At 64.5% G+C, this 24,060-nt stretch carries 19 protein-coding genes; 8 read left to right on the forward strand and 11 right to left on the reverse strand.

Features of this window, described 5'->3' with window-relative positions; all coding sequences use genetic code 11:
- Positions 1-6: 6 nt before the first annotated feature.
- Positions 7-813, reverse strand: coding sequence for a hypothetical protein (locus ACIRRA_RS38640; protein WP_402778984.1), 807 nt, complete (start codon positions 811-813; stop codon positions 7-9).
- Between the two features lie 80 nt (positions 814-893).
- Between ACIRRA_RS38640 and ACIRRA_RS38645 the strand changes: the two genes are divergently transcribed.
- Together ACIRRA_RS38645 and ACIRRA_RS38650 are read left to right on the forward strand one after the other, a co-directional pair.
- On the forward strand, positions 894-1,727 hold the full coding sequence (locus ACIRRA_RS38645; RefSeq protein WP_402778987.1) for a crotonase/enoyl-CoA hydratase family protein: 834 nt from the start codon (positions 894-896) through the stop codon (positions 1,725-1,727).
- A 38-nt stretch (positions 1,728-1,765) separates the two neighbouring features.
- Positions 1,766-3,316: a class I adenylate-forming enzyme family protein gene (locus ACIRRA_RS38650; protein ID WP_402778990.1), complete on the forward strand. Its 1,551-nt coding sequence runs from the start codon at positions 1,766-1,768 to the stop codon at positions 3,314-3,316.
- A gap of 530 nt (positions 3,317-3,846) precedes the next feature.
- Here ACIRRA_RS38650 and ACIRRA_RS38655 read toward each other — a convergent pair.
- The 3 genes from ACIRRA_RS38655 to ACIRRA_RS38665 form a co-directional block, all read right to left on the reverse strand.
- Complete coding sequence (locus tag ACIRRA_RS38655) at positions 3,847-4,371, reverse strand: MarR family winged helix-turn-helix transcriptional regulator (RefSeq protein WP_402778993.1); 525 nt, start codon at positions 4,369-4,371, stop codon at positions 3,847-3,849.
- A gap of 107 nt (positions 4,372-4,478) precedes the next feature.
- Positions 4,479-5,096, reverse strand: coding sequence for a dihydrofolate reductase family protein (locus tag ACIRRA_RS38660; RefSeq protein ID WP_402778996.1), 618 nt, complete (start codon positions 5,094-5,096; stop codon positions 4,479-4,481).
- Positions 5,097-5,162: 66 nt separating this feature from the next.
- Positions 5,163-6,566, reverse strand: a complete 1,404-nt coding sequence (locus ACIRRA_RS38665) for an MFS transporter (RefSeq protein WP_402778999.1) — start codon at positions 6,564-6,566, stop codon at positions 5,163-5,165.
- Positions 6,567-6,749: 183 nt separating this feature from the next.
- On the opposite strand from ACIRRA_RS38665, the gene ACIRRA_RS38670 reads away from it, so the two are divergent.
- The 3 genes from ACIRRA_RS38670 (at position 6,750) to ACIRRA_RS38680 (ending at position 9,217) form a co-directional block, all read left to right on the forward strand.
- On the forward strand, positions 6,750-7,316 hold the full coding sequence (locus ACIRRA_RS38670) for a TetR/AcrR family transcriptional regulator (RefSeq protein WP_402779002.1): 567 nt from the start codon (positions 6,750-6,752) through the stop codon (positions 7,314-7,316).
- A gap of 267 nt (positions 7,317-7,583) precedes the next feature.
- Complete coding sequence (locus ACIRRA_RS38675) at positions 7,584-8,003, forward strand: nuclear transport factor 2 family protein (protein ID WP_402779005.1); 420 nt, start codon at positions 7,584-7,586, stop codon at positions 8,001-8,003.
- 305 nt (positions 8,004-8,308) lie between these two features.
- Positions 8,309-9,217, forward strand: a complete 909-nt coding sequence (locus ACIRRA_RS38680; protein ID WP_402779008.1) for a TY-Chap domain-containing protein — start codon at positions 8,309-8,311, stop codon at positions 9,215-9,217.
- A gap of 508 nt (positions 9,218-9,725) precedes the next feature.
- On the opposite strand, the gene pks13 is transcribed toward ACIRRA_RS38680, so the two are convergent.
- Both pks13 and ACIRRA_RS38690 read right to left on the reverse strand, forming a co-directional pair.
- On the reverse strand, positions 9,726-14,897 hold the full coding sequence (gene pks13 / locus ACIRRA_RS38685) for a polyketide synthase Pks13 (RefSeq protein ID WP_402779011.1): 5,172 nt from the start codon (positions 14,895-14,897) through the stop codon (positions 9,726-9,728).
- Between the two features lie 590 nt (positions 14,898-15,487).
- On the reverse strand, positions 15,488-16,111 hold the full coding sequence (locus ACIRRA_RS38690) for a TetR/AcrR family transcriptional regulator (protein WP_402779052.1): 624 nt from the start codon (positions 16,109-16,111) through the stop codon (positions 15,488-15,490).
- 130 nt (positions 16,112-16,241) lie between these two features.
- Between ACIRRA_RS38690 and ACIRRA_RS38695 the strand changes: the two genes are divergently transcribed.
- Entirely contained in the window at positions 16,242-17,123 is an 882-nt protein-coding gene (locus tag ACIRRA_RS38695) for an alpha/beta fold hydrolase (RefSeq protein WP_402779013.1), read from the forward strand.
- Between the two features lie 294 nt (positions 17,124-17,417).
- Here ACIRRA_RS38695 and ACIRRA_RS38700 read toward each other — a convergent pair whose 3' ends face one another.
- The 5 genes from ACIRRA_RS38700 to ACIRRA_RS38720 form a co-directional block, all read right to left on the reverse strand.
- The gene (locus tag ACIRRA_RS38700; RefSeq protein WP_402779016.1) at positions 17,418-18,206 is read right to left on the reverse strand and encodes a TipAS antibiotic-recognition domain-containing protein; all 789 of its coding nucleotides are present in this window, start codon (positions 18,204-18,206) and stop codon (positions 17,418-17,420) included.
- 560 nt (positions 18,207-18,766) lie between these two features.
- On the reverse strand, positions 18,767-19,423 hold the full coding sequence (locus tag ACIRRA_RS38705; RefSeq protein WP_402779019.1) for a peroxiredoxin: 657 nt from the start codon (positions 19,421-19,423) through the stop codon (positions 18,767-18,769).
- A gap of 80 nt (positions 19,424-19,503) precedes the next feature.
- Positions 19,504-20,646: an NAD(P)/FAD-dependent oxidoreductase gene (locus ACIRRA_RS38710; RefSeq protein WP_402779022.1), complete on the reverse strand. Its 1,143-nt coding sequence runs from the start codon at positions 20,644-20,646 to the stop codon at positions 19,504-19,506.
- 69 nt (positions 20,647-20,715) lie between these two features.
- Positions 20,716-21,267 (reverse strand): cysteine dioxygenase, encoded by a 552-nt coding sequence (locus ACIRRA_RS38715; RefSeq protein ID WP_402779025.1) that lies wholly within the window; start codon positions 21,265-21,267, stop codon positions 20,716-20,718.
- Positions 21,268-21,367: 100 nt separating this feature from the next.
- Positions 21,368-22,414 carry an alpha/beta fold hydrolase gene (locus ACIRRA_RS38720; protein ID WP_402779028.1) on the reverse strand — a complete coding sequence of 349 codons (1,047 nt, stop codon included), beginning with the start codon at positions 22,412-22,414 and terminating at the stop codon, positions 21,368-21,370.
- Between the two features lie 25 nt (positions 22,415-22,439).
- On the opposite strand from ACIRRA_RS38720, the gene ACIRRA_RS38725 reads away from it, so the two are divergent.
- Together ACIRRA_RS38725 and ACIRRA_RS38730 are read left to right on the forward strand one after the other, a co-directional pair.
- A complete protein-coding gene (locus ACIRRA_RS38725; protein WP_402779031.1) occupies positions 22,440-22,994 on the forward strand; it encodes a DNA glycosylase AlkZ-like family protein in 555 nt (184 codons plus the stop codon).
- Entirely contained in the window at positions 22,904-23,905 is a 1,002-nt protein-coding gene (locus ACIRRA_RS38730) for a helix-turn-helix transcriptional regulator (protein WP_402779034.1), read from the forward strand. The genes ACIRRA_RS38725 and ACIRRA_RS38730 overlap by 91 nt, the downstream gene beginning before the upstream one ends.
- Positions 23,906-24,060: the final 155 nt, after the last annotated feature.

Here is a 24,060-nt window from a genome sequence, read left to right on the forward strand (position 1 = left end):
GATAGGTCAGGTTCTGTGTCCATCCTCGAGTAGTTCGAGCCACAACGACAGTGCGTGATCCTGAAACTCTTTCATCTGCTCAATCAGCTCGGCGAGCGGCGACAGGGGGGCGAGTTCCTCTGGAAGCAGCGGATCGCGCACGATGGTGCTGATTACGGCACTGCCGAGCAGCAGTGAGGTGCGGGCGTTTTCTACGGCTGTCCGATCTTCGCTGGTGCGGGTCGCGTCCGTGAGTGCTCGAGCTGCTTTCTGCAGGTTGCGTGTCCGAGATGTGGTGTCCCACAGTCGATGAACGGCTTCAACGTCGTCGGCGCTCAACTGGTCGATTCGGTACACGTGGCATTCGGGTGCGGCGCCGAGTCTGGACAAGGTGGCGCGAAGCCCGTCGGTGCCGTGATCGAGATTGTTCGGGCGCAGTGCTACCGCAGGAGTCCAGTCGGCCATACCGGCCAGCGACAGTGCGTTGTTGTGTGCGCGTAGTACCGCTCGGTCGCTGCGTTTGACACGCGACTGTTCGACCGCGGTCCATGTGCCGTCCCATGGCACCATGCGCTCGATGCGGGTTCGCCAGCTGCTGACCTCGGTGTAGGCGGGTAGCGCTTCGGTAAGGAGCGTGTACGTGCCGCGGGTGGTGCGGGTGATTCTTCCCTCCGCGCACATCCGTGCGGCAGACACTCTCATGTTCGCCGCGGTCAGCCCCATGATCTCGCCGGCGAGGGTCAGCATGTCGAGTCCGAACTCGACCTCCGGACTTGCCGTCAGGAGGTCGAGGATGACCCGGGAGGCGGTGGGCCGCCCATCGACTTGAAACACAATTTGATCCTACTCTGTTCAGATTTGTTACAAACGGCTACGCTCGGCGGAACCGTCAACCGACCGTAAGGAAGCCGGCCGTGTCATCGTCATCCGACTCTTCCCTCCTTTCAGCTGCGCAGACTGCCGCAGATGTCCTCGTCGAGCGCGACGGTGGCGTCACCACTGTCGTGCTCAACCGCCCCGATCGGCGGAATGCCGTCGACGGGCCGATGGCGGCGCAGCTACGTGAGGCGTTCGAGCAGTTCGAGGCCGACGACACCCAGCGCGTGGCGATCCTGTGGGGTGCCGGCGGAACCTTTTGCGCCGGTGCGGATCTCACCGCCGTGGGAGACCCCGCGCGTCGCCACGAACTCGATCCCCACGGCGGCGGTACCGGGCCGATGGGGCCGAGTCGCATGGCACTCGGCAAGCCTCTGATCGCCGCGGTGAGTGGGTATGCGGTGGCAGGCGGACTCGAACTTGCTCTTCTCGCGGACCTGCGAGTCTGTGAGCAGGATTCGACGTTCGGAGTCTTCTGCCGTCGATGGGGGGTGCCGCTCATCGACGGTGGGACCGTGCGGCTTCCACGCATCATCGGTCAGGGGCGCGCGCTGGACATGATCCTCACCGGCCGCCCTGTGGGGGCCGAGGAGGCACTGTCCTTCGGGCTGGTCAATCGGGTGGTCGAGGCGGGTGCCTCGCTGGAAGCGGCACGAGAGATCGCGAACCAGTTGTTGCAGTTCCCGCAGGAATGCATGCTGGTCGACCGCACGTCGGCATACCGGTCGTTCGATCTGCCACTCGAGGCCGCGCTCAGGGCCGAAGGAACCGATGGCGCGCCGATCGTCGAGCGCGAGGGCGTCGCTGGTGCTGCGCGATTCGCGTCCGGAGCCGGGCGCCACGGCAGCTTCACGCCCATCCGAACAGTTTGAGACACACGGGATTCCGAGAACAAAGAAGGATCGTCACCATGAGCCCATTGACCCGAGACCTGATCGTGCGGGGCGCCCTGCAGCACAGCGAGCGCATAGCGGTGATCTGCGGAGACCGGCGGATGACGTTCCGCGAGGTCGACGAACTCAGCAGTCGGCTGGCGCGTGCCATGCTTGCGCAGGGATGCGAATCTCGTTCACGTGTCGCACTACTGGTCAACAACAGCATCTACAGCGTCCCGACCGACTTCGCCTGCGTCAAGGCCGGTATCAACCGCGTCCCGCTCAATTCCCGGCTCTCCGTCGAGGAGCACAGCCGGATGATCGCCGAGACCGGCTGTAGCGCCCTGTTCTACGGCCCGGACCTGGCCGACCGCGCGCAACAACTGGCAGCCCGGTTCCCGCAGCTGCGATGCGTGGGCCTCGAGGCGTCGTTCGACGACACCCGTACCCTCTTCGATGTCGCGGCCACCATGCCCAGCACTCTCCCCGACATCGCCGTCGAGCCGGACGACGTGATCTTGACCCTGTTCACCTCCGGCACCACGGGAGTCCTCAAGGCGGCGCAGCATACCCAGCGCACGTATGCGGGTATCGCACGCAACGTGCTGCTGAACCTCCTGCCGGTTGCGCCCGACGATGTGATGGCGCATTCGGCGTCGCTGATCCACGCCAGCGGGGTGTTCGTCCTCCCGTTCTGGTTACGCGGTGCCACCACTCTGGTTCTTCCCGGATTCGATCCCGACACCTTCGTCGAGCAGATCGCCACTCACCGGGTCACCGCGACCATGCTGGTACCGACGATGGTCCAGATGCTGTTGCAGCGCACCAGTTTCGACCCCGAACTCGTCTCGTCGCTGCGATACCTGATCTATGGTGCGTCACCCATGCCGCTCGTCACGATCAAGCAAGCGATGGCGGCCCTGCCCCACGTGCAGTTCCTGCAGTACTACGGGCAGACCGAGGCTCCTCTGTGCCTGACGGTCCTACGTCACGAGGATCACCAGGGCGAGCGCCTGCGCTCATGCGGGCAACCCGCCCTCGACGTCGAGATCAGGCTGGTCGACGAACACGGAAACGACGTCGAGCCAGGAACACCCGGCGAAATCGTGGTGCGTTCACCGTCGGCCGTTGCCGGCTACTTCAACGCGCCCGAACTCAACGCGGCCACCTTCACCGCTGGCGGTTGGGTCCACACTCGCGACGTCGGCGTCTTCGACGAGCACGGCTTCCTCTACCTCAAAGACCGGCTCTCCGACATGATCGTCTCCGGTGGATACAACGTCTACCCCCGGGAGGTCGAGGAACGACTGCTCGCGCACCCGGCTGTCGCCGAAACGATCGTCGTCGGGGCACCCGACCCGGTCTGGGTCGAGGCCGTGACCGCCGTTGTCGTCCTCGCGCCCGGCTACGACGAATCCGAACAGCTCCGCAGCGAACTGATCGCTTTTGTCGCCGAAGGCCTGGCCTCCTATAAGAAACCCCGCAACCTCGTGTTCCGCTCATCTGTCCCCAAGACGGCAGTCGGCAAGCTCGACAGGAAGTCCCTCCGCCAAGAGCTTCGCGACCAGAGCGAAAAGACCGCCTGACCGAATCACGTAGGTGGCGCAACACTTCGAGTCGCCGACAGCACCTCCTGTGCGCTTTCGCGCGACTGCGGTCCGCATCGGATGACTGCGACTCTCCACGACGGCTCTTGGCACTGACATCAGGCGGCCTCGTTTGGACTGGCGCGCTCAACGCAACCCGTGCTGAGTACATCGGTGGTCGCCACGTCACGATCAAGTCGCTGTATTCCATGTTCGAGACGGCGACGGCGTTCGAGCCTGAATTCCTGCGAGCGGTGACCGAGCTCCGGGACTTTCTGTCGGCTCGCGAGGAGGGCTGACAGAACGGACTGGCGCGATCAGAGGACCGAACTCACAGCGGTGCCGAACATCCGCTACTGCCGCATACCGCGCTGACCGAACCCGCTAGCGCGGTCTGGATGGTGTCGAGATCGACCACGGCCCAGGTCCATCCGCTACTAGCCGAGTTCAGCGCACCATGACAGCACGGGCCGCACCGCACCGGCCCGGCAGGACGATCCGGCGGTACCGGCGGGTTCTCGATCTGCCGGTCAGCCTGCGGGCATGCCGAGCTGCTCGCGTTCGAGCCTGCTGCTCAGCTGTGAAAGGGCTTGTGCGACAGCCGACAACGAGGAATCCGGGATATTGCTGTCGAACAACTCGGCCAGCCGTTGGGTGAAGGTTCGCTCCGCTGCCTCTATCGGGCGCACCCCGTCGGGGGTCGGTGCGAGTAGCGACGACCGGCGGTCCGACGGGTTCGGTTGTCGCGCCACCCATCCCTGCTTCTCCAAACGGTCGACGCCCTTGCTCATCGCCCCGACGCCGGCGGCGAACTCACGCGCGAGGTCGGCCACCCGGGCGCCCGGGTGGTCACGCAGGAAACACAGAGATTCGAACTGCGAAGTGACGATCCCGTGCTGCTCACGAAGATGATCGTTGAGTGCGTTGTACAGCCGCGTTTCGCACCGGACGAGGTCGGCCCGCGCCAACACCGCGCGATGGCCTGGACGAGTTCCACCGGCGGGCAGCCGCCGGTGGAACTCGCTGTCGACGCGGATGATGTTGGCCAACGTCATGGCGTCAACGTGGTCGGATTTCACCTCGAGCTGAGCTATCGACCACCTGATCCCGCTGCCGCCGACTGCGCCTGTGGTGCGAAAGGGGGCGATCCGATCTCCTGCGTCTAGCTGCTGGAGGACTGGGGAATACCGGGTTCCCGGTCGTAGGTGAGGAAGGCCGCTCCGCTGTCGAGGACAGTGTGGTCGCTGAGCGCCCAGGCGTTGGGCACGAAGGACGCAGTCCGTCCGAACAGGGGTATGCCGATGCCGATGGTGAGCGGGCTGAGTTTCACGATCACGCGGTCGATCTCGCCGTAGAGTGCGCCGGCCAGTTCACCGCCGCCGACGAGCCAGATGTCCTTGCCGCCGTTGCGCTTCAGCTTCCGTACCGCCGCTACCGGGTCATCGGCGACGAGTTGTATGGCGGGGTCCGGGCTTTCGGTCAGTGTCCGGGAGAAGACCAGGTGCTCGAGGTGGGGGTAGGCGTCGGTCACATTGGCTGCGAGGCCGACCTCGTAGCTCTTGCGGCCTTCGACGACGGTGTCGAAGCGGGTGCCTTCGGCGGTGACACCGAGTGCGGCCTGGGCCGGCCCCGGCAGGGTCTCGGGATACTCCTCGATGATGTGCCGCAGGTAGTCCTCGGACGGGGTCCAGAAGCCGCCGGGGCCGGTGGGGTCGGAGCCGTCGGGTCCGGCGATGAAACCGTCGAGGGTGGAGGCGATGAAGTAAACGAGCTTGCGCAAAGCAATCCTTTGTTGATCGGTTGGTGTGGACGGTGGTCCCCGCCTCGGCCGGGGACCACCGTGATGTCACTTCGTGGCTGTGGTGAGCTGCTGGCCGGTGGACTGTTGTGGCGCCGCGGGGTTTTCGGCGGGCTTGGACTTCGCCAGCCACAGGCCGGTGAATACGGCGGTGGCCAAGGTGATGGCGCCGGCCGCGAGGAAGGCGCTGTTGAGGCCGGTTTCGAAGGAGGCGCCGCCGGATTGCCGGGTGCGGACGATGGCTCCGAGTGCGGCCACGCCGAGCACCGCGCCGATCTGCCGGGTGGTGCTGCTGATGCCCGATGCGAGGCCGCCTTCCTGCGGGCTGACCGCTTGGATGGCAGCTCCTGTCAGTGGGGACATGGTCAGGGCGAAACCGATGCCGACGACTCCGAGCCGCCACCACACGTTCTCGTAGCCGGTGTCGGCGTGCACCATGCCGAGTGCCAGCAATCCCAGACCGGCCAGGGCCAGGCCCGCGGTGACCACGATTCGGAAGCCGTACCGGGCGGCGAGCCGACCCGCGTACGGGCTGACGATCACCATGGCGAGGGATAGCGGCAGGGTCTGCAGGCCCGCGCGCAGGATCGAGCTGCCCTGGACGTAGACGAAGAACTGGGAGAAGAAGAACGACGAACCCATCAGCGCGAACCCCACCACGACCATGGCGGTGTTGGACACGGTGAACAGGCGCTGCCGGAACAACCCCAGCGGCAGCATCGGCGCGGAACGACGCGCTTCGACGGCGACGAAGACGGAGAGGAGGATCGCCGCGGTGGTGAAGCTGCCCAGGATCACCGGCGACGTCCAGCCGCGGGCACCACCCTCGATCAGCCCATAGGTCAGCGCCCCAACCCCCAGAACGGACAGCAGCGTCCCCGGGACATCGATCGCAGGAGCGCTCGGATTGCGGGTCTCTTCCAGGCTGCGCATACCGACCAGCTGCAGGACCACTCCGATGGGCAGATTCACCAGGAAGATGGCGGGCCAGCCGAAGGCATCCGTCAGCACGCCGCCGGCCACCGGGCCCGCGGCCAGCCCGATTCCACTGAATCCGGCCCACAGACCGATCGCCTTGATGCGTTCTTGTGGCACGGGATAGGCGGCGGTGAGCAGGGCCAGCGAGGCAGGGCTAAGCGCCGCGGCTCCGATGCCCTGCAGCACTCGGCCGACGATCAGCCAGCCGAGCGAGGGCGCGAGGCTGCACAGCAACGACGCCGCGGTGAACACCACCGCGCCGGTCAGATACACCCGCTTGCGGCCGAACCGGTCGGCGAAGATGCCGCCGGACAGCAGCAGCATGGCGACCAGCAGTACGTACGCGTCGACGATCCATTGCAGACCGGTCAGCTGAGTGTGCAGCCGGTGCTGCATATCGGGCAGCGCCGCTCCGACGATCGTGTTGTCGAGCAGAACCATGAATTGGCCGAGGCAGGTCACCGCGAGCAGCACGGCCCGGCTTGATCGACTAGGCGATGGAGCCAAAGAGATTCCTCTCAATCGTTAGGTGCGCCCGGCCAGGTTGACGCGGGAGGGCGTGCAACTGGTCGAGCTAACGCAGTCAGTGACTGCGTTAGAGGACTGTAGGAGCATGGGCGAATAAACGCAACCCATGACTGCGTTAAGGTGAAGAGCGTGAACGAGCGACAGCCAGTCAAGCGGCCCGGTGGGCGCGCCGCCCGCATCGGCGCGGCGGTCCACCAGGCCGTCACCGACCTGATCAGCGAACGCGGCTACGGCAACTTCACCGTCGGTGAGATCGCGGCCCGCGCGGGCGTAGCCGATAGCAGCATCTACCGCCGGTGGGGCAACCTGGAAACCCTGCTCACCGAGGTGACGCTCACCCGCCTCAACGCAGTGTCACCGATGCCCGACACCGGGAGCCTGGACGGCGACCTACGCGCTTACGCGGCCCAAGTGGCGCGCGAGATCACCGGACCCGATGGCCCGGTGGTGCTGCATCTGGCCTTCGCCCTGGCCAGAAACGGCGGACAGAGCCCGCAGGCTGCCGACAGTCTTCGCGCCGACCGCACGCGGCAAATACAGTCCATGCTCGACCGCGCCCGCGACCGTGGTGAGCAGGCAGTCGACGCAACCGACGTGCTGGATCACATCCTGGCCCCGATGTATATCCGCGTTCTATTCGGCATGGGCCCGCTCACCCCGGACTACCTCGACAGACTCGTCGACCGATTGCTCTGATCCCCGGTTTCCACGATCACCCCTCGGGCATGGCGCCAGGGCTCCATGAGGTGCTCGCCCATACGCGCCTGACCAGATCGGGCATCCGAGGCGGGCCGTCACCGCGGATCGGGGTGACGTCCAAGCGCGAGTCGTAGGCGTCGGGTGCGTCGGCGAGCTCGTGGACGGAGTATTCGCCGAAGCGGAGATACCGAGCAGTCGGCTGGACGGTGAGGCTGCGCTGCCGACTACGCTGTGCAGCAACCGAATTGGTGAGGGGTGGATGCCATGAACGCCAGAGACGTGATAGCTGAATTTTGCGCCGCAACAACGGCAGGCGACGTCGAGGCAGTCCTCGAAACCCTCGCACCGGATGCCGAACTGGTCTCACCGCTGGCCGGTCGCGCGGTATTTCGCGGTCACGACAACCTGCGAGTGCTGTTCACGGCGCTACTGCCCAGCCTGTCCGATCTGGATTGGCGTCACCTCGTCCATGGCAGCGGCACTTCGGTCGCCGTGGCCCAAGCCCGCGTTCTCGGTGTGCGAATCGGGGACGCAATGGTCATCGAGCACAACAGCGACGGCCGCATACGACGCTTGAACCCGCACGTACGCCCCTGGCTGGGGCTGACGCTGTTGGCGGTCATCCTGGGCCCCAAACTCGTTCGACATCCCGCGGTGATCCGCCGCGCCTTCCAGTCATCCTGAAACCCGGTGTCGTCGGCAACCGGCACAAAGTGGTCATCCGACGAACACACTATTCTGCCGCATACCGCGCTGACCGATCAGGCCAGCGCGAAGCGCCGGCGCCGGAACCTGGTGCGGTGCAGAGCATCCGCTATTGCCGAGTATCGGATGGCTGGCAGTTATCCGCATTACACGCGCCAGTGGGGCCCAATTCCACCAATTTCTATGCAGGAGTGCGGGTTTCTGCCGGTTGATCTTGCTCCGAACAGTACTGGGCTGGGCGGTCGTCAGGAAGGTTGTCGGAGGCCTGATCTAGCCTTCGGGGCGTGTCGGTATGCATCAACCTCCGGTTCTCGATCAGATTCCACGGTGACGAGGCAGTTGCACGGGCGGTGCAGGCGGTAGTCGATGCTGTGTCGCGTGACGAAGGCATTTTGTATGAGGTGCCCGCATGGTGCGAGATGGCCGACGACGGAATGTATGTGGTCCGTGGGGAAACAGATCAGCCCCTCATCACGAACGGCTGGTGGGAGTGGGGCCCCTGGTTCGAAGCGCACATCCAGCACTCCGTCGCCGAACTCGTTCCCGATGCACAGGTTTCGTTCGACTGGGAGGTCCCGGACGAGGAAGATCTAGAAGTGCCTGACCGCGTCGAGGAACACCGGCCGATGCTCCCACCCATGCCTGCTACCCCACCGGCCGACTGGCAGGACTTTGCGGGACGTCTGGTCCGGGTGTTGGCTGATATGCCCGATCACGCCTACCTGATTCTCCAGGCCAGCGGAAACAGATACACCCAGATTGCCACCTCGCCCGGCGAAATGTACTGCGAGGCGACATCTAACCGCTACCTGGACCCGCCATACCGAATGTCTGCGGGGCAGGAAGCCCTCATGCGCGCCCGCGGCTGGTCGGAACCACCGGACAACGGCACGGTGAATTGGGCAAAGGACCTCAACCCGCCTTCGTCCCCCGATGACTACGCCAACCTGGCCGACGCTGTCATCCATGCCCTGTCGACCGCCCTGTCTGTCCGCGCCCCCACCGATCTGCAAGTCCAAGCCTGGCGAGACGGACTCTCCCAAGTGTTCCCGGTCGAGGTACTGGGCCTGCCCCGCGTTCCCCGGCCCTACAAATCGATCCAACTCGCTCGCATGCCACGAAAGAAGCAGCCCAAGCTCCTCAGTACCGCGCAAAAGCTATTGCGTCGTGCCCGGTTCCGACGCACGCCGTAGCCGGTACTGGAATATGCCGGGTTTCGGATCGAGTTCAGCCCAGGGGTCTCTCCTGCCCCAAGGTGCCGCACCCTCCGACGCCTGTGACAACCCAAGCCCTCAGCCGACGACACGAACCCAGCACGCTGACGACCACCTATGCACGGAAATGCTGCGCCGCGCGCTGACCGGAACGGCTGGCGCGGCTCGCGGCGCGCGGAAGATTGACCGTTCGTGGGTGTTCGAGGTCGGCCGGACGTCCTGCACTGCCGAGTTGAGGGTGGTCTCGGCCGGTTGCGTCTGATCTAGGGGCGGGTCACTAGCGCCCGGGCCACACGGAATTTCGGGATGCCGATGGCTGCTCTGGCTGCGAGCAGGAATGTGACGCTGCTGATGGCAGTGCCGTGGGCAGGGTTACGAGCCGGCGGGCGAAGCAAGCAAGGGCTGACCCCTTCCCACTTCACACCCGCCGGACCTGCGCAAGGTTCGATCCTTCCTCGGAGTTTGGTGAGTTCCTCTGCAGCCGCGCCTACTTCACTTGGTTTGCGAGGAGTGCCAGTTTCTCGGTGAGGTCGGCAGCGATTGTGGCGATGCGTGGTTCGTCGACGATCTGGAGGTGATCGCCAGGGATGCGGATGACTTCCAAGTTGGGGATGTAGTCGTCCCAGCCGCCATTGGGTCGTCGGTTGGCGTAGCGCGGTTCCAGTTCGATGGCGCCGTCGTGGTACCGGTCCGCGAGGTAGAGAACGACGTCACCGTCGTAGGTCGACGGCTGCATCTTCGCCAGTTCGCGTTGCTCGATCCACGAGGTCCGCTGGTGTTCGAGGACACCGCCGGGAATCTTTGTGCCGGAGAACTTGACCAGTTCGAGGACGATTTGTAACTGCTCCTCGTCGCTGGCTGCTGCCAGTTCTTCGAGCTGCTCACGATCGAGCTCGCCCGCGATGTTGAAGGTCTTCTTCGCGAACGCCTGGTACCGCTCGATGCGGGCCACTCGTTCCGCGGGGCTGTCGTCCTCCGGTTCGACCGGGATCGCCAGATCGATCAGGCCGATCAAGCGAACGTCCGCGCCTTCCGCGCGCAGCTGCTGCCCGACCTGTAGGGCGAGCACCGCTCCCAGCGACCAGCCGCACAGTACGTACGGCCCTTCCGGCTGAATCTTGCGGATCTCCGGAATGTATTGGCGGGCGCGGTCTTCGATCGAGCCATCGACCCGTTCGAAACCGTATACCGGTGTGTTCACGGGCAGACGCTTGAGCAGCGGCTCGTACATCAGTGTGTCACCGCCCGCCGGATGGAACACGAGAACCGGCACAGCGTCGGAACTCTCCGCTCGCGAGCGAAGGGTGCGTACGAAGCCATCGACGGCGCGAGTGTCGTTCTGATATCGACGCACGATCTCTGCGAGTTGCTCGATGGTTCGGCAGTTGAGCACTTCGTCTGCGTCGATGCGGGCATCGACACGCTCGGACAATCGTTCCGCCAGTTTCTGCACGGTGGCATCGTCGAGGTTCGGCAGGGTATTGAAGATGCCTCCTGCCGATTTGCCGGTCACCATCGCCCATGTACCGAAGGTGAGCCGCTCGGCGGCATCTCGCGGCGGCACATTGTCCTGACCGTTCATCGAATCATCCGCGGCGGCAGGGGATTCAACCGCAGCAGGTTCGGGTTGGGTTGTAGTTTCTGCCTTCTCGACGGTCTGCGCATTCGCCGCCGCCGGATCTTGGCCGGCCACCATGGCCGCCCGTGCCGTGGCCACGAGGTTGTCGTCGAGTGTGAGCGAACCACCTTCGGCCGCTTGCTGTGCCGCGAGCTCGCGCACCTCGTCGCGGTGCTCGATGGCGTAACGGAGCACTTTGGCGACCTCGTGCAGGCTGGCGTCGCGTACGGCCTGGATCTGCAGCTGCGGGATGTCGAATTCGTACTCGACCCGGTTCTTGATGCGCATGGCCATCAGCGAGTCCAGACCCAGTTCCATGAGCGGGATCTCCATGGGCAGATCCTCGACGGCGTAGCCCATGGACTCGGCGACGATTGTGGACAATCGCTGCTCGACGGTCTGGGTGCTGGTGGGATTCCAGCGCTCGCCGAAGTCCTCGACGATCACGACGTCGGACACGGTTGCCTCGGTGACGACAGGGTGCGCGGCCGGAACAGGTTGTGCCACGGTGGTTTCCGATGGCGCACTGGACGCCACTACCGCGTCGAACAGAAGCCGGAACGCACCATTGTCTTGGGCGTACACCTTCACCGCTGCCCCACCGGGAAACGGGGTCAAGATGGTGGTCAACACGCCTGCTGCAGGGAGTGCGGCGTGCGCGATGCTGGCGTCGAGACAGACATCCGGAAGCACCTGGCGCGCGGCGGCGTGCGCTAGCGTTGCGAGGTCCTGCACGGCGTCGGCTTGCACTTCCCACCCGTGGCGCCCGTCCGGCCAAGCCACATGTGAACCCGGCATCCAGGCGCTGCCGGAACCGGCGGCGATGCTGACCTTGGGCCAGTACGGCTTGCGCAGGAACGCTGTTCGCGGAATGTCCGCGTAGTCACCGTCGGGCAGCAGTGACGACAGGTTTACCGGGTGCCCTTGAACGTAGAGCTGAGCCAGCGCGGAGACGACGTTCGCGGAGTCGTCCTCCCGACGCTGGAGCGTCGGAATCAGCGCTGCGTTGTGCACGCCGGCCGCGTGGGTGGTGCCCAGAACCTGCATCAGCGCTACGGGATGCGGCGTGATCTCCAGGTAGGTGGTGATGCTGCTGTCGACTGCGGCCCGGATCGCGTCGGTGAAACACACCGGCTGGCGCATGTTCGCGACCCAGTAGTCGACGTCGTGCACCGGAGCCGACCCGGCCCGGTGCACCGCACCTTTACGCACTGTCGAGTACAGATCGGCGGCAAGCCGACTCGGTTCGATACCTGCCAGCTCGGCGGCCAATTCGCCCAGCAGCGGATCCACCTGGGAGGTGTGTCCCGCGCCACGAGTCTGCAGCACCCGTGCGAATTTGCCGTCGGCCTCCGCACGCGCAACAACGGCCTGCACCTGATCGGGCGGGCCCCCGATCACGGTGTTCGTCGGTGCCGCGTAGACCGCGACTTCGAGGTCCGGGTGATCGACCAGCACCCTTTCGATGTCGGCGGCGCTGTATTCGACCAGCGCCATATGGCGGACCTCTTCGTCGGTGATCATCTGCTCGCCCTCGGCCATGAGGCGTGAGCGCGCGCAGATGACCCGGACGGCGTCGGCGAGGTTCATGCCACCGCAGACATAGGACGCGGCGGCCTCACCCTGCGAATGTCCCACCACCGCTTCGGGTTCCGCGCCGTGCGCCCGCAGCAGTGCGGCCAGGCCGATCTGAATGGTGAACACTCCGACCTGTGAGGTGCCCACATCCCAGTCCTGGTCGTCGTCGAGGATCATCTCCTTGACCGAGTACCCGGCCTCGTCTTGGACCAGTTCATCGACCTCGTCGACGGTCCGGGCGAAGATCGAATTCTCCAGGTAGAGCTGCTTGCCCATCGTGCGGTGATGGGAGCCGAAGCCCCCGAATACCCACATCGGGCCGCGCACCGCCGGGGCATCGGCGGTGAACACACCTTGGCCGGGCTTGCCTGCGGCGATCGCGCGCAGGCCGATGATCGCCTCCTCGTGCGTCGTGGCCAGCACGACGCCACGAGAACGACCGTGGTTGCGTTTGGCCAGCGACCGCGCCACATCGTCGAGCGGGGTGCGCTGCCCTGCTTCCGATGCCAGCCAATCCGCGAGATCGGTGGCGGCACGGCGGCGGCGCGAGGGTAGATACGCCGAGACGGCCAGGATCATCGGTAGCGGCTCGGTGCGTGCCCCGGTCCACTCCGTCACGGGCACTTCGCTTTCCGTGACAGTGGCCTCGGCGTTGGTGACCGCATCCGCGGTCTCGTCGCTGGGGCCTTCGGCCGCACTGTGACCCGGCACGGCGGGCGTGGGGACATATTCTTGGATGACGACGTGGGCGTTGGTGCCGCCGAAGCCCATGCCGGAGATGCCGACGGTAGCGGTGCCGCTGTAGCGGGGAAATTCGGTGTGGGTGTCGACGACCTTCAGGTGCGCCTGATCGAATGGGATGTAGGGGTTGGGGCCCGCGAAGTTGATATTCGGCGGAATGACGTTGTTCTGCAACGCCATCACCACCTTGGCCAGGCTGGCAGCGCCTGCGGCCGACTCCATGTGCCCGAAGTTGGTCTTCGCCGATCCGAGTAGCGCGGGCTTGTCCGCGGCGCGCCCGCGGCCAACCACCCGGCCAAGCGCGTCCGCCTCGATCGGGTCGCCGAGCAGGGTGCCGGTGCCGTGCGCCTCGATGTAATCGACTGTGGAAGGCACGATTCCAGCGTCGCGGTAGGCGCGGCGCAGCACGTCGGCCTGTGCGTCCGGATTCGGTGCCACCAGACCGTTGGAACGGCCATCGGAGTTGACCGCTGACCCCTTGATCACCGCGAGGATGCGATCGCCGTCGCGCTCGGCATCGGCCAATCGCTTGAGCACGACCAGGCCTGCGCCCTCCGAGCGTGCGATGCCATCGGCATCGGATGAAAATGCCTTGATTCTGCCGTTTTTGGCGAACATTCCGATCGAGTCGAAGCCGAGCGTCGCGGCCGGGGCGAGGATCATGTTCACGCCGCCGGCCAGGGCAAGATCGGCCGCGCCGTCGCGCAGCGCACGCACGGCCTCGTGCACAGCGACCAATGTCGAGGAGCACGCGGTGTCCACCGCGAGCGAGGGGCCGCGGAAGTCGTAGAAGTAGGAGATACGGTTCGCGATGATCGCAGATGAGCTGCCGGTCAGGGCGTACGCGTCAGCAGATTTGGGCGCATCCGGGTCCGACTTCCCGACGCCGAGCGCGGCGACCATCTGGAAGTCGTTGGTGGTGGTGCCGATGTAGACGCCGACCGACTCACCCTTGAGCTGGCTTGCCGGAATCCGCGCGTGCTCCAAGGCTTCCCACGTCAGCTCCATCATGAGTCGCTGCTGTGGGTCCACCCGTTCGACCTCGAGGGGGGACATGGCGAAGAACTCCGCGTCGAAGCCCTTGATGACGTCCTGGTCCAGATAACCTCCCAGGGTATTGCCGCTGTTGATGGCCTCCGCGATCCGCGGATCGGCCGCGAACTCGGCCCAACGCCCCTCGGGCAGCTCCCGAATCGCATCGCCGCCGTTGATCAGGAATTCCCACGTAGACGCCGGTGTATCCCCGGCCCCTGGCAATCGGGTCGACATACCCACGAGCGCGATATCGTGCGCTTCTGTTGGTTGGTTGCCGGTCGTATAGAACGACTCGTCTGCCGATTCCTCCGGAACATCGGTTTCCCCGTTGATGATCCGTTCCGACAGGGATGCGATCGTCGGATGCTGGTAATAGGTTGTCGCGCTCAGCATCACACCGGTGAGTTCCTCGATGTCGCCACCGAGGGCGAGAGCATCGCGCGAGGCCAGCCCGAATTCCTCCATGGGCCGGTCCACCGTGATCTGCTCGATCGGCTGGCCCGTCGCGTCGGCGACCCAGCGGCGCAACCATTCACGCAACTCGGGCACCGACAGCTCCGTGCCCGACTTCGTTGCCGTCTCAGCTGTCTGAGCTGCGCCCGATATCTGCACATCGCCGGGAACCGCCGCGTCGGCGGTCGTGCCGTCACTGAGCTCGGTGGTCTGGATGCTGTCGTTGTCAGCCATCAATTCCTCTAGTTACCTGTCTGTATACGGGCGCCCCAGGGAAACGAATCTCGACGTTGAACAGACCGTACAGCGGGACTGCCCCCATCACCGCGTCGACACCGACACAAACATCAACATCGACAACACCATCGATCACCGATCCCCCAGGAGTGAGATGTACTCGGCCCACCGTACCGGCCCGCGCCCACCCCGGGCATCGCTCTGCCGCTAAGAATCCCGCCCAACACGATTCGGTTGGATAGCGCTGGGAAATGCTTGTGGCAGTTCAATATTCAGGACGAGGCCGGGGGCCACTCCACTCGGACGTCGAGTTGCGCCAGTCGGTCGATAGCGGTGAGCCTGGACTGGCGGCCAGTCAAGACCTGGCCCAGTGGGCCGCTCAGCCTGCCATCCACCAACAGGTCGAACAGTCAAGGGCAAACCGTGCCCATAACCCAGCGAGCGCACTATTCTGCCGCATACCGCGCTGACCCAACCGGCCAGCGTGGGTCGGCGGAAGATCAACTGGCCGTGGCCATTCGAGGCCGGCCGAACGCACCTTCATGCCGATGAGCGGCCGTCCCGCCGATGTGGCCGCAGATGCTCTGTTATCGCTGGAGTTGGTTGCTTCCCGAACTCGTCCCGAGTATGCGATCGAGGAGATGGTCCACGAGTCTGACTGCGGACTCGGCAGTGCCGTACCCCTGGAGCATGCCTTGGGCGAGTCCACCGATCGCCATCGCGACGAGCTCGGCATCCAGCTCCGGGTTGCTCGGGCCCGAGCCGTCGGGCTGCGCTCGCCGGAGTTGATCCGCAACGATCATGACCAAAGCCCTTGGTGCGGCGAAGGTTTCCTCCGCGGTGATGCCCTGGCCGACGATGGCCGCCCAGCCGAAGGCGCCGAGCACGAGAGTTTCCTCTCGGCGTTGATCGTCGAGCGGCAGTAGTTCGGTCAATACCGCACGGATGGCTTCGCGGGGCGCGGCGTCCGAGCCGAGCGCGGTCCACCGTTGCATGAACCGAGCGCCTGCGTCCTCCATGACCGATCGGTGGGTCGCCAGGAGGAATTCCTTCTTGGTGCCGAAGTAGTACTGCACGAGCCGAACCGAGATCCCGGCCTCGGCGGCGACCGATTGAAAGGTCACACCTTCCAAGCCGCCGGCGACGATGACTCGCCTTACGGCATCAATGATCTGGCGTCGCCGAACCTCATGGTCGACCAATCGTGGCACGAGACCTGCCGCCTTTCTTCCATGTCGCAGAACCTTCGAGTCTAGATGGTACGCACATATCACATCCATGGTACGGTCGTACCGCATTAAGTGATACGGACATACCGTAAAGAGGACGAAGGGGAGGCTCGTGCCGAAGATCGGGCGATTCACCAGCGACGAAGCAAAGGCAGCTTTCTTGCACGGCTACGACACCGTGGCAGCGCACTGGCCGGTGCCCTCGGTCGACATCGATGTCGAAACACCATTCGGAACAACACGAGTACGCAAATCCGGAGCCGCCGAGGGCGCACCGATCATGCTGCTGCCGGGCATCGGGGGCAACGGCATGGTGTGGCACCGGTTCATCCACGATCTGTCGCGCGACCGTGTGGTGTACACGCCGGACATCATCGGATGGGCCGGGCGATGTGAGCAGACCGCGCCGCTGCGCGATGCGCAGGACATAGCGACGTGGATGGTCGCGGTGCTCGACGGTCTCGGTGAGGAGCGAGTCCACCTCGCCGGGAATTCCTACGGCGCCTGGCTGGCCGGCGTAGTCGCGGTGTACCACTCCGAACGCCTGGCCAGCCTCACCATGTTCGAACCGAGCGGAGCCACCTTCGCCAAGCCTAGCTGGGGGCTGCTGCTCAAATTCCTCAAGGCAGGCATGCGGCCGACCCCCGAACGCATGCGAAAGTTCAACAAGTGGCTGATGCCAGGACTCGAGCTCACCGACGAAGAAATGGCAGTAGTCATGGCGACCTTGAAGTTCCGGTCGGGAGTGCCGTGGGATCGGCCGTTCACCGACGAACAGCTGGGCGCCATCACCACGCCGAGCCTGATGCTCTTCGGCGCCGAGACCGTCGTCAACGATCCGGTGCATGGGGCCGCTCGTGCCCACGAGCACATCCCGTCGGTTGAGGTCGAAACCTATCCGGGCATCGGACACGATCTGCTGTGGGCCAATCCGGACCAGGTGATTCCGCGCTTCTTGAACTTCATCGACAGCCATGATCCTGTCCGGGCATGAACCCGCCCAGCCTGGGCGCCTCACACGTTGGCGATAGCCGAGGCAAGCAGGGCGCGCATGCCACCGCTCGAGGCGAAGGAAGCCTCTGCCAGCGACAAGCATGAGACCTGCTGTAGTTCGGGACATCCTGTAGGCGCATACCGCGCTGACCGAACCGGCCAGCGCGGGGCGGGCGAAGATCAACTGGCCGTGCCGATCCGAGGCCGGTCGAACGCACGGTAATGCCGAGTTGAGGATGTTACGGCGGTCCGCAATGTCCATCGCGGACCGCCGAGATACTTGCTGAACTGAAGGCTAGCTGTGCGCTCGTCCATAGACAGCCATGGCGTCACGGGCGAATTCCGTTGTGCCGACCCCGTGGATGTCGTAACCGGCTCGGAACCGGTCATCGGAAACGTACATCTCGCCGAGATAGGCGAATGCCTCTTCGAACGGCTTGCCGCCCCAGGAACGGCCTTGCCACCCTTCACGCACCCATTCCGCGTGGCGGGCGACGATGGCCTGGACCTCGGGGCTATCGACGGCCAGGCCCGCAGCGTGAGCACGCCCATAATCGGCGGCGATGTCGAGAGCGGCCTTTTGGAAGTCCTGCTTCTGCGCATCGGTCTTCGACCGCCACCAGCGGTCGCTGGACTCGTAGGCGTCCTTGCCCCAGCGCTGGATGACCTCGTCCTTGTACTTGGTGTGGTCGAAGCCATCAAAGGATTCGGCGGGCATGAGTGGTTGTCCTTTCTCGAGTTTGAGCACAGTCGTGGCGACCGAGGAGATCTGCCGATCGATGCGATCGCGCTCCTGCCGCAACAGGTCCAAATGAACCCGCAGCGCATCGACCGTCGTCGCCATGTCCAAACCGTCGGCGGCCAGCGCCTCCGCAATCGCCGCAAGCCCGAGCCCGAGTTCCCTCAGCAGCAGAATCCGCTGCAACCGGACCAGCGCCCCCGAGTCGTAGTACCGCATCCCGTTGGCTCCGGTCCGATTCGGGACCAGCAACCCCAACTGGCCGTAGTGGCGCAGTGTGCGACTCGTGGTTCCGGCGGCCTTCGCCAAATCCTGGATCGACCACTCCTGTGCGTTCACACCCATCAGCCTGCCGATTGATGTTGCGTCAATGTCAACCCGAGACCGGCTGTAACAGTCTCCGACGACAAGTCCCTGCGAATATCCGCTATTGCCGCGACCCGCGCTGACCGAACCGGCCAGCGCGGGGCCGCCGGCGCCCGGAACCTGGTGCGGTGCAGAACGTCCGCTATTGGCACCCCTCTATGTCAAGACGTCGGTGTGGGTGCAGGGCTAGCCTTGTGGGTGGGTCCGGGATGTGGTTTGTCCGAAGGGTCGGTGTGCGGGTTGGAGCCGGTCGCGCTGGAGTCAGTGGTCGTTCCCGATTGCCCTCCCGGGCCTGCCCATTCATGCCGCCGCTGATCAGCGAGCATCCGGACGTAGACGACGTTCGACAGCCGTCGTTTGAGGGCGCGCAGCGCTTCCATCGAGGTCTTCCCGCCCGCTTTGCGGCCGTCGTAATAGAGCCGGCCGGCAGTGTGGTTGCGGAGTTGGACGATAGCCATGATGTGCAACACCCGGTTGATTTGCACCGCGCGGCAAACAGGCCCCCCGGAACTCCTCCACGGACCACCGTGCCCCGCAGGTCACACGGGCTGGGGGACGATGCGGATGTAGGGCTTGGGTTCCTTCCAGTGGCCGAAAATGGCTTTGGCTTCGTCGTTGGAAACCGAGCCGGCGATGAGAACGTCCTCACCCTGGCGCCAGTTGACGGGCGTGGCGACCTGGTGGGTGGCGGTCAGTTGCAGCGAGTCGATCACGCGCAGCACTTCATCGAAGTTGCGGCCCGTCGTCATCGGGTAGGCAAGGATGAGCTTGATCTTGCGGTCGGGACCGATGACGAATACGTTGCGTACGGTCTGGTTGTCGGCAGGTGTGCGTGTCGCCGGGTCTCCGGAAACCGATGCCGGCAGCATCTCGTAGAGTTTCGACACGACGTAGTCGGCATCGCCGATGATCGGGTAGTTCGGGGCGGTGCCTTGTGTTTCCCGGATGTCTTCTGCCCAGCTTGCGTGTTTGTCGACAGGGTCGACGGAGAGGCCGATGATCTTTACTCCACGCCGATCGAATTCCGGTTTGATCTTCGCGAGGTATCCGAGCTCTGTTGTGCAGACTGGCGTGTAGTCCTTCGGGTGGGAAAATAGCACGGCCCACGATCCGTTGAGCCAGTCGTGGAAGCGGATGCGTCCTTCGGTGGTGTCCGCCTGGAAGTCAGGGGCGGTATTGCCCAATCGCAGTGGCATGACTGATCCTCTCACAGATTTATACAGTGACGACGCAGTCGTAGCAGTTTCCTCGCATGACCGAATGGAGGTGTGTGGTATCACGATGCCGGGAGTCCGGCGAACCATCGTTTCCGGCGACTCTGCGCGAAGTTGGCCTTTTCTTGTGCCAGTTCGACCGATGGGCCGAGAAGGACCCCCGTCGGTTTTGGGCCACTGAGGAAGTTGGCATGCACCTTGCCGACCTCGCCGCGACCAAACTCTATGAAGCATTCTCCGGCTCCGTCGTAAGGCGGCGGCGGTGCTGATCCTCGGAGTCGGGCGGTGATATCGGCGGCGACAACCGTACCGCCTCGCTCGGCAAATACCCCTGCCTTTGCGGTGAATGCCGCGGCCACGTCCCCGATGGCGTACACACCGTCGAATTTTGTTGCGAGGTTGGTTTTCTCCACTGGAATCCACCCGTCTGGGGCAAGCCCGGAGGCGACGACAACAGGCGGCGCACAGTGAACCGGGATGCCGATGAAGAGGTCGTAGGCGATTCCGCCGCCTTCAGCGAACTCGGCAAAGCTGCTGGCGGTGTCCAAACGGCTCACTGTTCGCTTGGGTACGAAAGTGATCCCACGAGCAGTCAGGTGTGCGAGCAGCGGCTCGGAAACTTCCTTCGCCACCGGCACTGGGGCGCCCATATAACCGGTGACCGTGATTGTCACTTCATCCCTCATATTGCGGACCGTGAAGTAATCCTCAAGCAGAAATGCCCCCTCGAACGGCGCCGGTGGGCATTTGTATGGCTCGCCGAGAACGCTGATTACGACGTTTCCGCCAGCGAAATTCGGCAGGGCGTCGTGTAAGCGCTCGGCACCGGCAATTGTGTAGAATTCGAAGCCTGCTTCGGTGAACCCCGGGGTTGCTTCCGGGGCATATCCGGCGCCGAGCGCAATGACCAGGAAGTCGGCCACATACGAACCATCCGTGGTCTGAACACGACGCCGATGTGGGTCGATGTCGGTAATTACTTCCTGACGGAAGTCGACACCTCTCAGTCGGAGGCCACGATAAGGCAGACGGACCTCGCCGGCGCTGTGCCTGCCCAGGAGCACATCCAGTTTGGAGAAGCCAAAAGTGAAGGAGTCGTTGCTGTCGATCAGGGTGACCGGAACCTCCGTGCCAAACGATTCCGATAAGCGTGAAGCAACCTCGAGGCCGCCGAAGCCCGCCCCCAGGATCAACACACCAGACATGGCTGGACTCCTTCCATTCGACTTTGCATGGGACATGTCGCAGATGCTCGGACTTCACACACCTCCGTCTCACAAGTCGACGATCGCCCGATCCTCCGCGACAGCGGGGACGACGTCGGGCCGGAAGGGTGACTCGGCGCCGGTCACGAGGTCGAACATGCTCCGTTCCACGGTCACGATGTCGGCGCCGTAGATATGGATTGAAACCGCTTCGCAGTCGTCGAGCGCCTCGACCGAGTGGATTGCATCATCGGGCACCATACTGATCGAGCCTCGAGGATTCACCAGAACGCGGTCGACCTCGAGACCTGTGTCTGTCCGGCAATACCTGATTTCGCGTTCGCGGCCCTGGTACACGCCGACGACACCCCAAGTGTTGTGGTTGTGCGCGGGACTCGGTGCGCCCGGCCTAAAAGCGGTGATCGCGAGTGACACTCGCTGGTCTCGGTAAACAGGGTGCACGATGAAGTTCAGCGTGGGGTCGCAATGCAGGTAACGCGGGTCGAGCCAGTTGCCGTCGTCGGCAAGCGCTTCGGCCAGGATGACCCGGGCCTGCTCGGCTCCGAATCCGAATTCTTGCCCGGCCTGCTGGACACGGCTGGATAGTTCCTCGATGTTCATGACAACCTCCGAACCAGGATGATCCGGTGACAACACTACGAATCAGAACCCCCGCCCGGCATCCGTACCAGTACGGATTTTGCGAAAACTACCCCCGCTTCTAGACCCCGAATTCGCTTGCACGCCGGATCAACTCAGCGCGAGATGCGATTCCGAGCTTGGCATAGGCGTTGGCGATGTGTGTTTCGGCCGTGCGTTCTCCAATGAACAGGCGCGTCGCGATGTCGCGGGCGCTCAGCCCAAGAGCCGCGTGGCCGAGTACTTCACGTTCGCGGCGGGTCAGGGCGTCCGGCCCCCAGGCCGGTCGATCGCGAGAGCTGCGGCGTACCCCGGTGACGAACTCCTCGATTTCGATCAGGGCTGCGTCCATATCACCGATCCACGGCCAATGGTCAACCCCCGGTAGCTCGACCAGCTTCGACCCTGTGATTCGCGTTGCGAGGTACCGTGAATGCTCAACGGACATCCACGGATCGTCGGTGTGATGCAGCAGTAAGGTCCGCGCGTGCACGTCGCCGAGAAGCGGACGCAAGTCGGTATCGGCACAGAGGCGGAACAGTTCCTTGACCTGGGCCGGGCTCGCTGCGGCGCGAGCGTGACGCACGAACCATGAGCGATAACGCTCATCCCCCGCGAGCGTCGGGTTCATCACCTCAATCCCGAAGCCCGTTGCCCAGCTGTTGGCGACGCCATCGAGGACAAATCGGAAGAACTCTTCGCTCCACCCGGCTGGATAGTCGTCGCTGGCGAGCAGCCGCGCGTGCGCATCCCAGAGCACCAGCGACCGAACGCGATCCGGATAGCGCAATGCGAAAAGCGTGCACATGGCGGCGCCAACGGCGACGCCACACAGGTGCGCCCGCTCCGAACCGACGGCGTCCATGACCGCCTTGATGTCAGCGACCTCGTCTCCTACGGTCGGCGCGGCGATGACGGGATCCGACAACCCCGTCCCGCGTTTGTCGAACCAGATCAACCTGCTAAAACCAGCAAGGCCACGCAGAAAACGGGCAAAATGCGGTTCTTCCCAGGCGATGTCGAGGTGCGAAACAAACCCCGGTACAAACACGAGGTCCGGACCTCGCTGGCCCAGAACCTGGTAGGCGATGCTCACGTCGCCGCAGTGCGCGTACCGCACCTCCAACACACATCGAAGCCTAGTCCGTAGATGGATGGCGGGGACAGCAGATCCCGATCGGTACCGACGTGGTACTCGTGCTCCTGGCCGTCCTCGCGATCATCCTCCTCGCCACTCGGCCTCATTTCCGCAGCGGCACACCACCCATCTATCGCGGACGCAACCACTGCTGATCCGACCACGAGGAGTGACCACGGCTCCTGACAGGTCCTCAAGCCCCCGCAGAACCAGCACTGTTGACCGCTGCGCTGGATCATTGGCATGGAGTCGCTCGGCGGGGGTATGTACCCCTTGGGCCACACTGTCTTGTCGTCGTAGGTCAGATGGTCGGTGCTCCCGAGCAAGTAGAGATCGGCATCTATGCGCCCTCGACGGTGGGAACGTTGTTGCGGGAGACCCGGACACGCCGGCGCCGCCCAGGTTTCTCTACGACTTCGACAACCTGCTGCTCTCGTACGCGGACCGCACCCGGGTGATCACCGACGAGCGGCTGAAGAAGTGTTGGAGACCTCGGCGCGACTGTTACGGCTGCTGTCTCTGTTACAGATCCCGGGCGACTGGAACGGCGCTGACCTGGCCGAACGACTAGGCGTTAGCACGCGGACGGTGCGCAACGACATCGAGCGGCTGCGGCACCTCGGTTATCCGGTGCACGCGACCAGAGGAACGGCCGGCGGCTACCGGCTGGGCGCGGGCGCAAGCCTGCCGCCGCTGCTGCTCGACGACGAGGAAGCCGTCGCGGTCACCATCGGCCTGCGTACCGCTGCCGGGGGCGGCATCGCCGGAATCGAGGAGACTGCACTGCGGGCCCTCACCAAGCTCGAACGGGTGCTGCCGAATCGGTTGCGGCGCAGGGTCAATGCGTTGCAGGCATATACCGTCGTCGTTCCGGGCGACGGCACGGGCCCACGTGTGGACGCCGAGACATTGACCGTGATCGCGGCCGCTTGCCGTGATCATGAGCGGCTCCGATTCGACTACCGAAACCACAACGGTGACGACAGCAGGCGGGTGGTCGAGCCCTACCGGCTGGTCAACTGGGGGCGACGCTGGTATCTGGTCGCGTTCGACACCGATCGGCGCGACTGGCGCACCTTCCGCGTGGACCGCATCACACCGAAAACCCCGACCGGGCCGCGATTCCCTGCCCGTGAACTACCCGCAGACGTGACCGATCGGGTGACTCGCGGAGTATCCGCTGCGGCCTGGCGATTCCGGGCATCGGTGATTGTGTACGCATCCGCCGAATCCCTCAGCGCCCGTATCCCGCCAGCCGCGGGCACCGTCGAAACGATCGACGACACGACCTGTCTGCTCCATACCGGGGCGGACACCCCCGAAGCGCTGGCGATCAACATCGGACAGCTGGGCATGCACGGGATCGACTTCACCGTCGATGGTCCCTCGGAGTTGGTCGAGCTCCTACGTGCACTGGCCAACCGCTACCTGTCAGCCATCGCCGCCAATTCCCTCACGAACACCCCCACGACCACTGATTGAGCGCCCGACAGACCCGATCCGCCGTCAGAAAGCCCGCGCTGTCAACGGCATGCCAATTCGGGATCTGGCACAAATTTCGTGATGCGGTTGGCCGAGCTGCTCAGTCACTCAACAGGATTCGCTTTCGGAGAAGGTCTGGTTTCGCGCGCCCGAAC

The organism is Nocardia sp. NPDC101769, from assembly GCF_044766925.1.
Lineage (GTDB): Bacteria > Actinomycetota > Actinomycetes > Mycobacteriales > Mycobacteriaceae > Nocardia.

Bases quoted from the DNA above. Each gene is read 5' to 3' on its own strand.
- ACIRRA_RS38650 (WP_402778990.1), top strand. From the start codon at position 1,766: ATGAGCCCATTGACCCGAGACCTGATCGTGCGGGGCGCCCTGCAGCAC.
- ACIRRA_RS38655 (WP_402778993.1), bottom strand. From the start codon at position 4,371: ATGACGTTGGCCAACATCATCCGCGTCGACAGCGAGTTCCACCGGCGG.
- ACIRRA_RS38675 (WP_402779005.1), top strand. From the start codon at position 7,584: ATGAACGCCAGAGACGTGATAGCTGAATTTTGCGCCGCAACAACGGCA.
- pks13 (WP_402779011.1), bottom strand. From the start codon at position 14,897: ATGGCTGACAACGACAGCATCCAGACCACCGAGCTCAGTGACGGCACG.
- ACIRRA_RS38700 (WP_402779016.1), bottom strand. From the start codon at position 18,206: ATGGGTGTGAACGCACAGGAGTGGTCGATCCAGGATTTGGCGAAGGCC.
- ACIRRA_RS38705 (WP_402779019.1), bottom strand. From the start codon at position 19,423: ATGCCACTGCGATTGGGCAATACCGCCCCTGACTTCCAGGCGGACACC.
- ACIRRA_RS38710 (WP_402779022.1), bottom strand. From the start codon at position 20,646: ATGTCTGGTGTGTTGATCCTGGGGGCGGGCTTCGGCGGCCTCGAGGTT.
- ACIRRA_RS38715 (WP_402779025.1), bottom strand. From the start codon at position 21,267: ATGAACATCGAGGAACTATCCAGCCGTGTCCAGCAGGCCGGGCAAGAA.
- ACIRRA_RS38725 (WP_402779031.1), top strand. From the start codon at position 22,440: ATGGCGGGGACAGCAGATCCCGATCGGTACCGACGTGGTACTCGTGCT.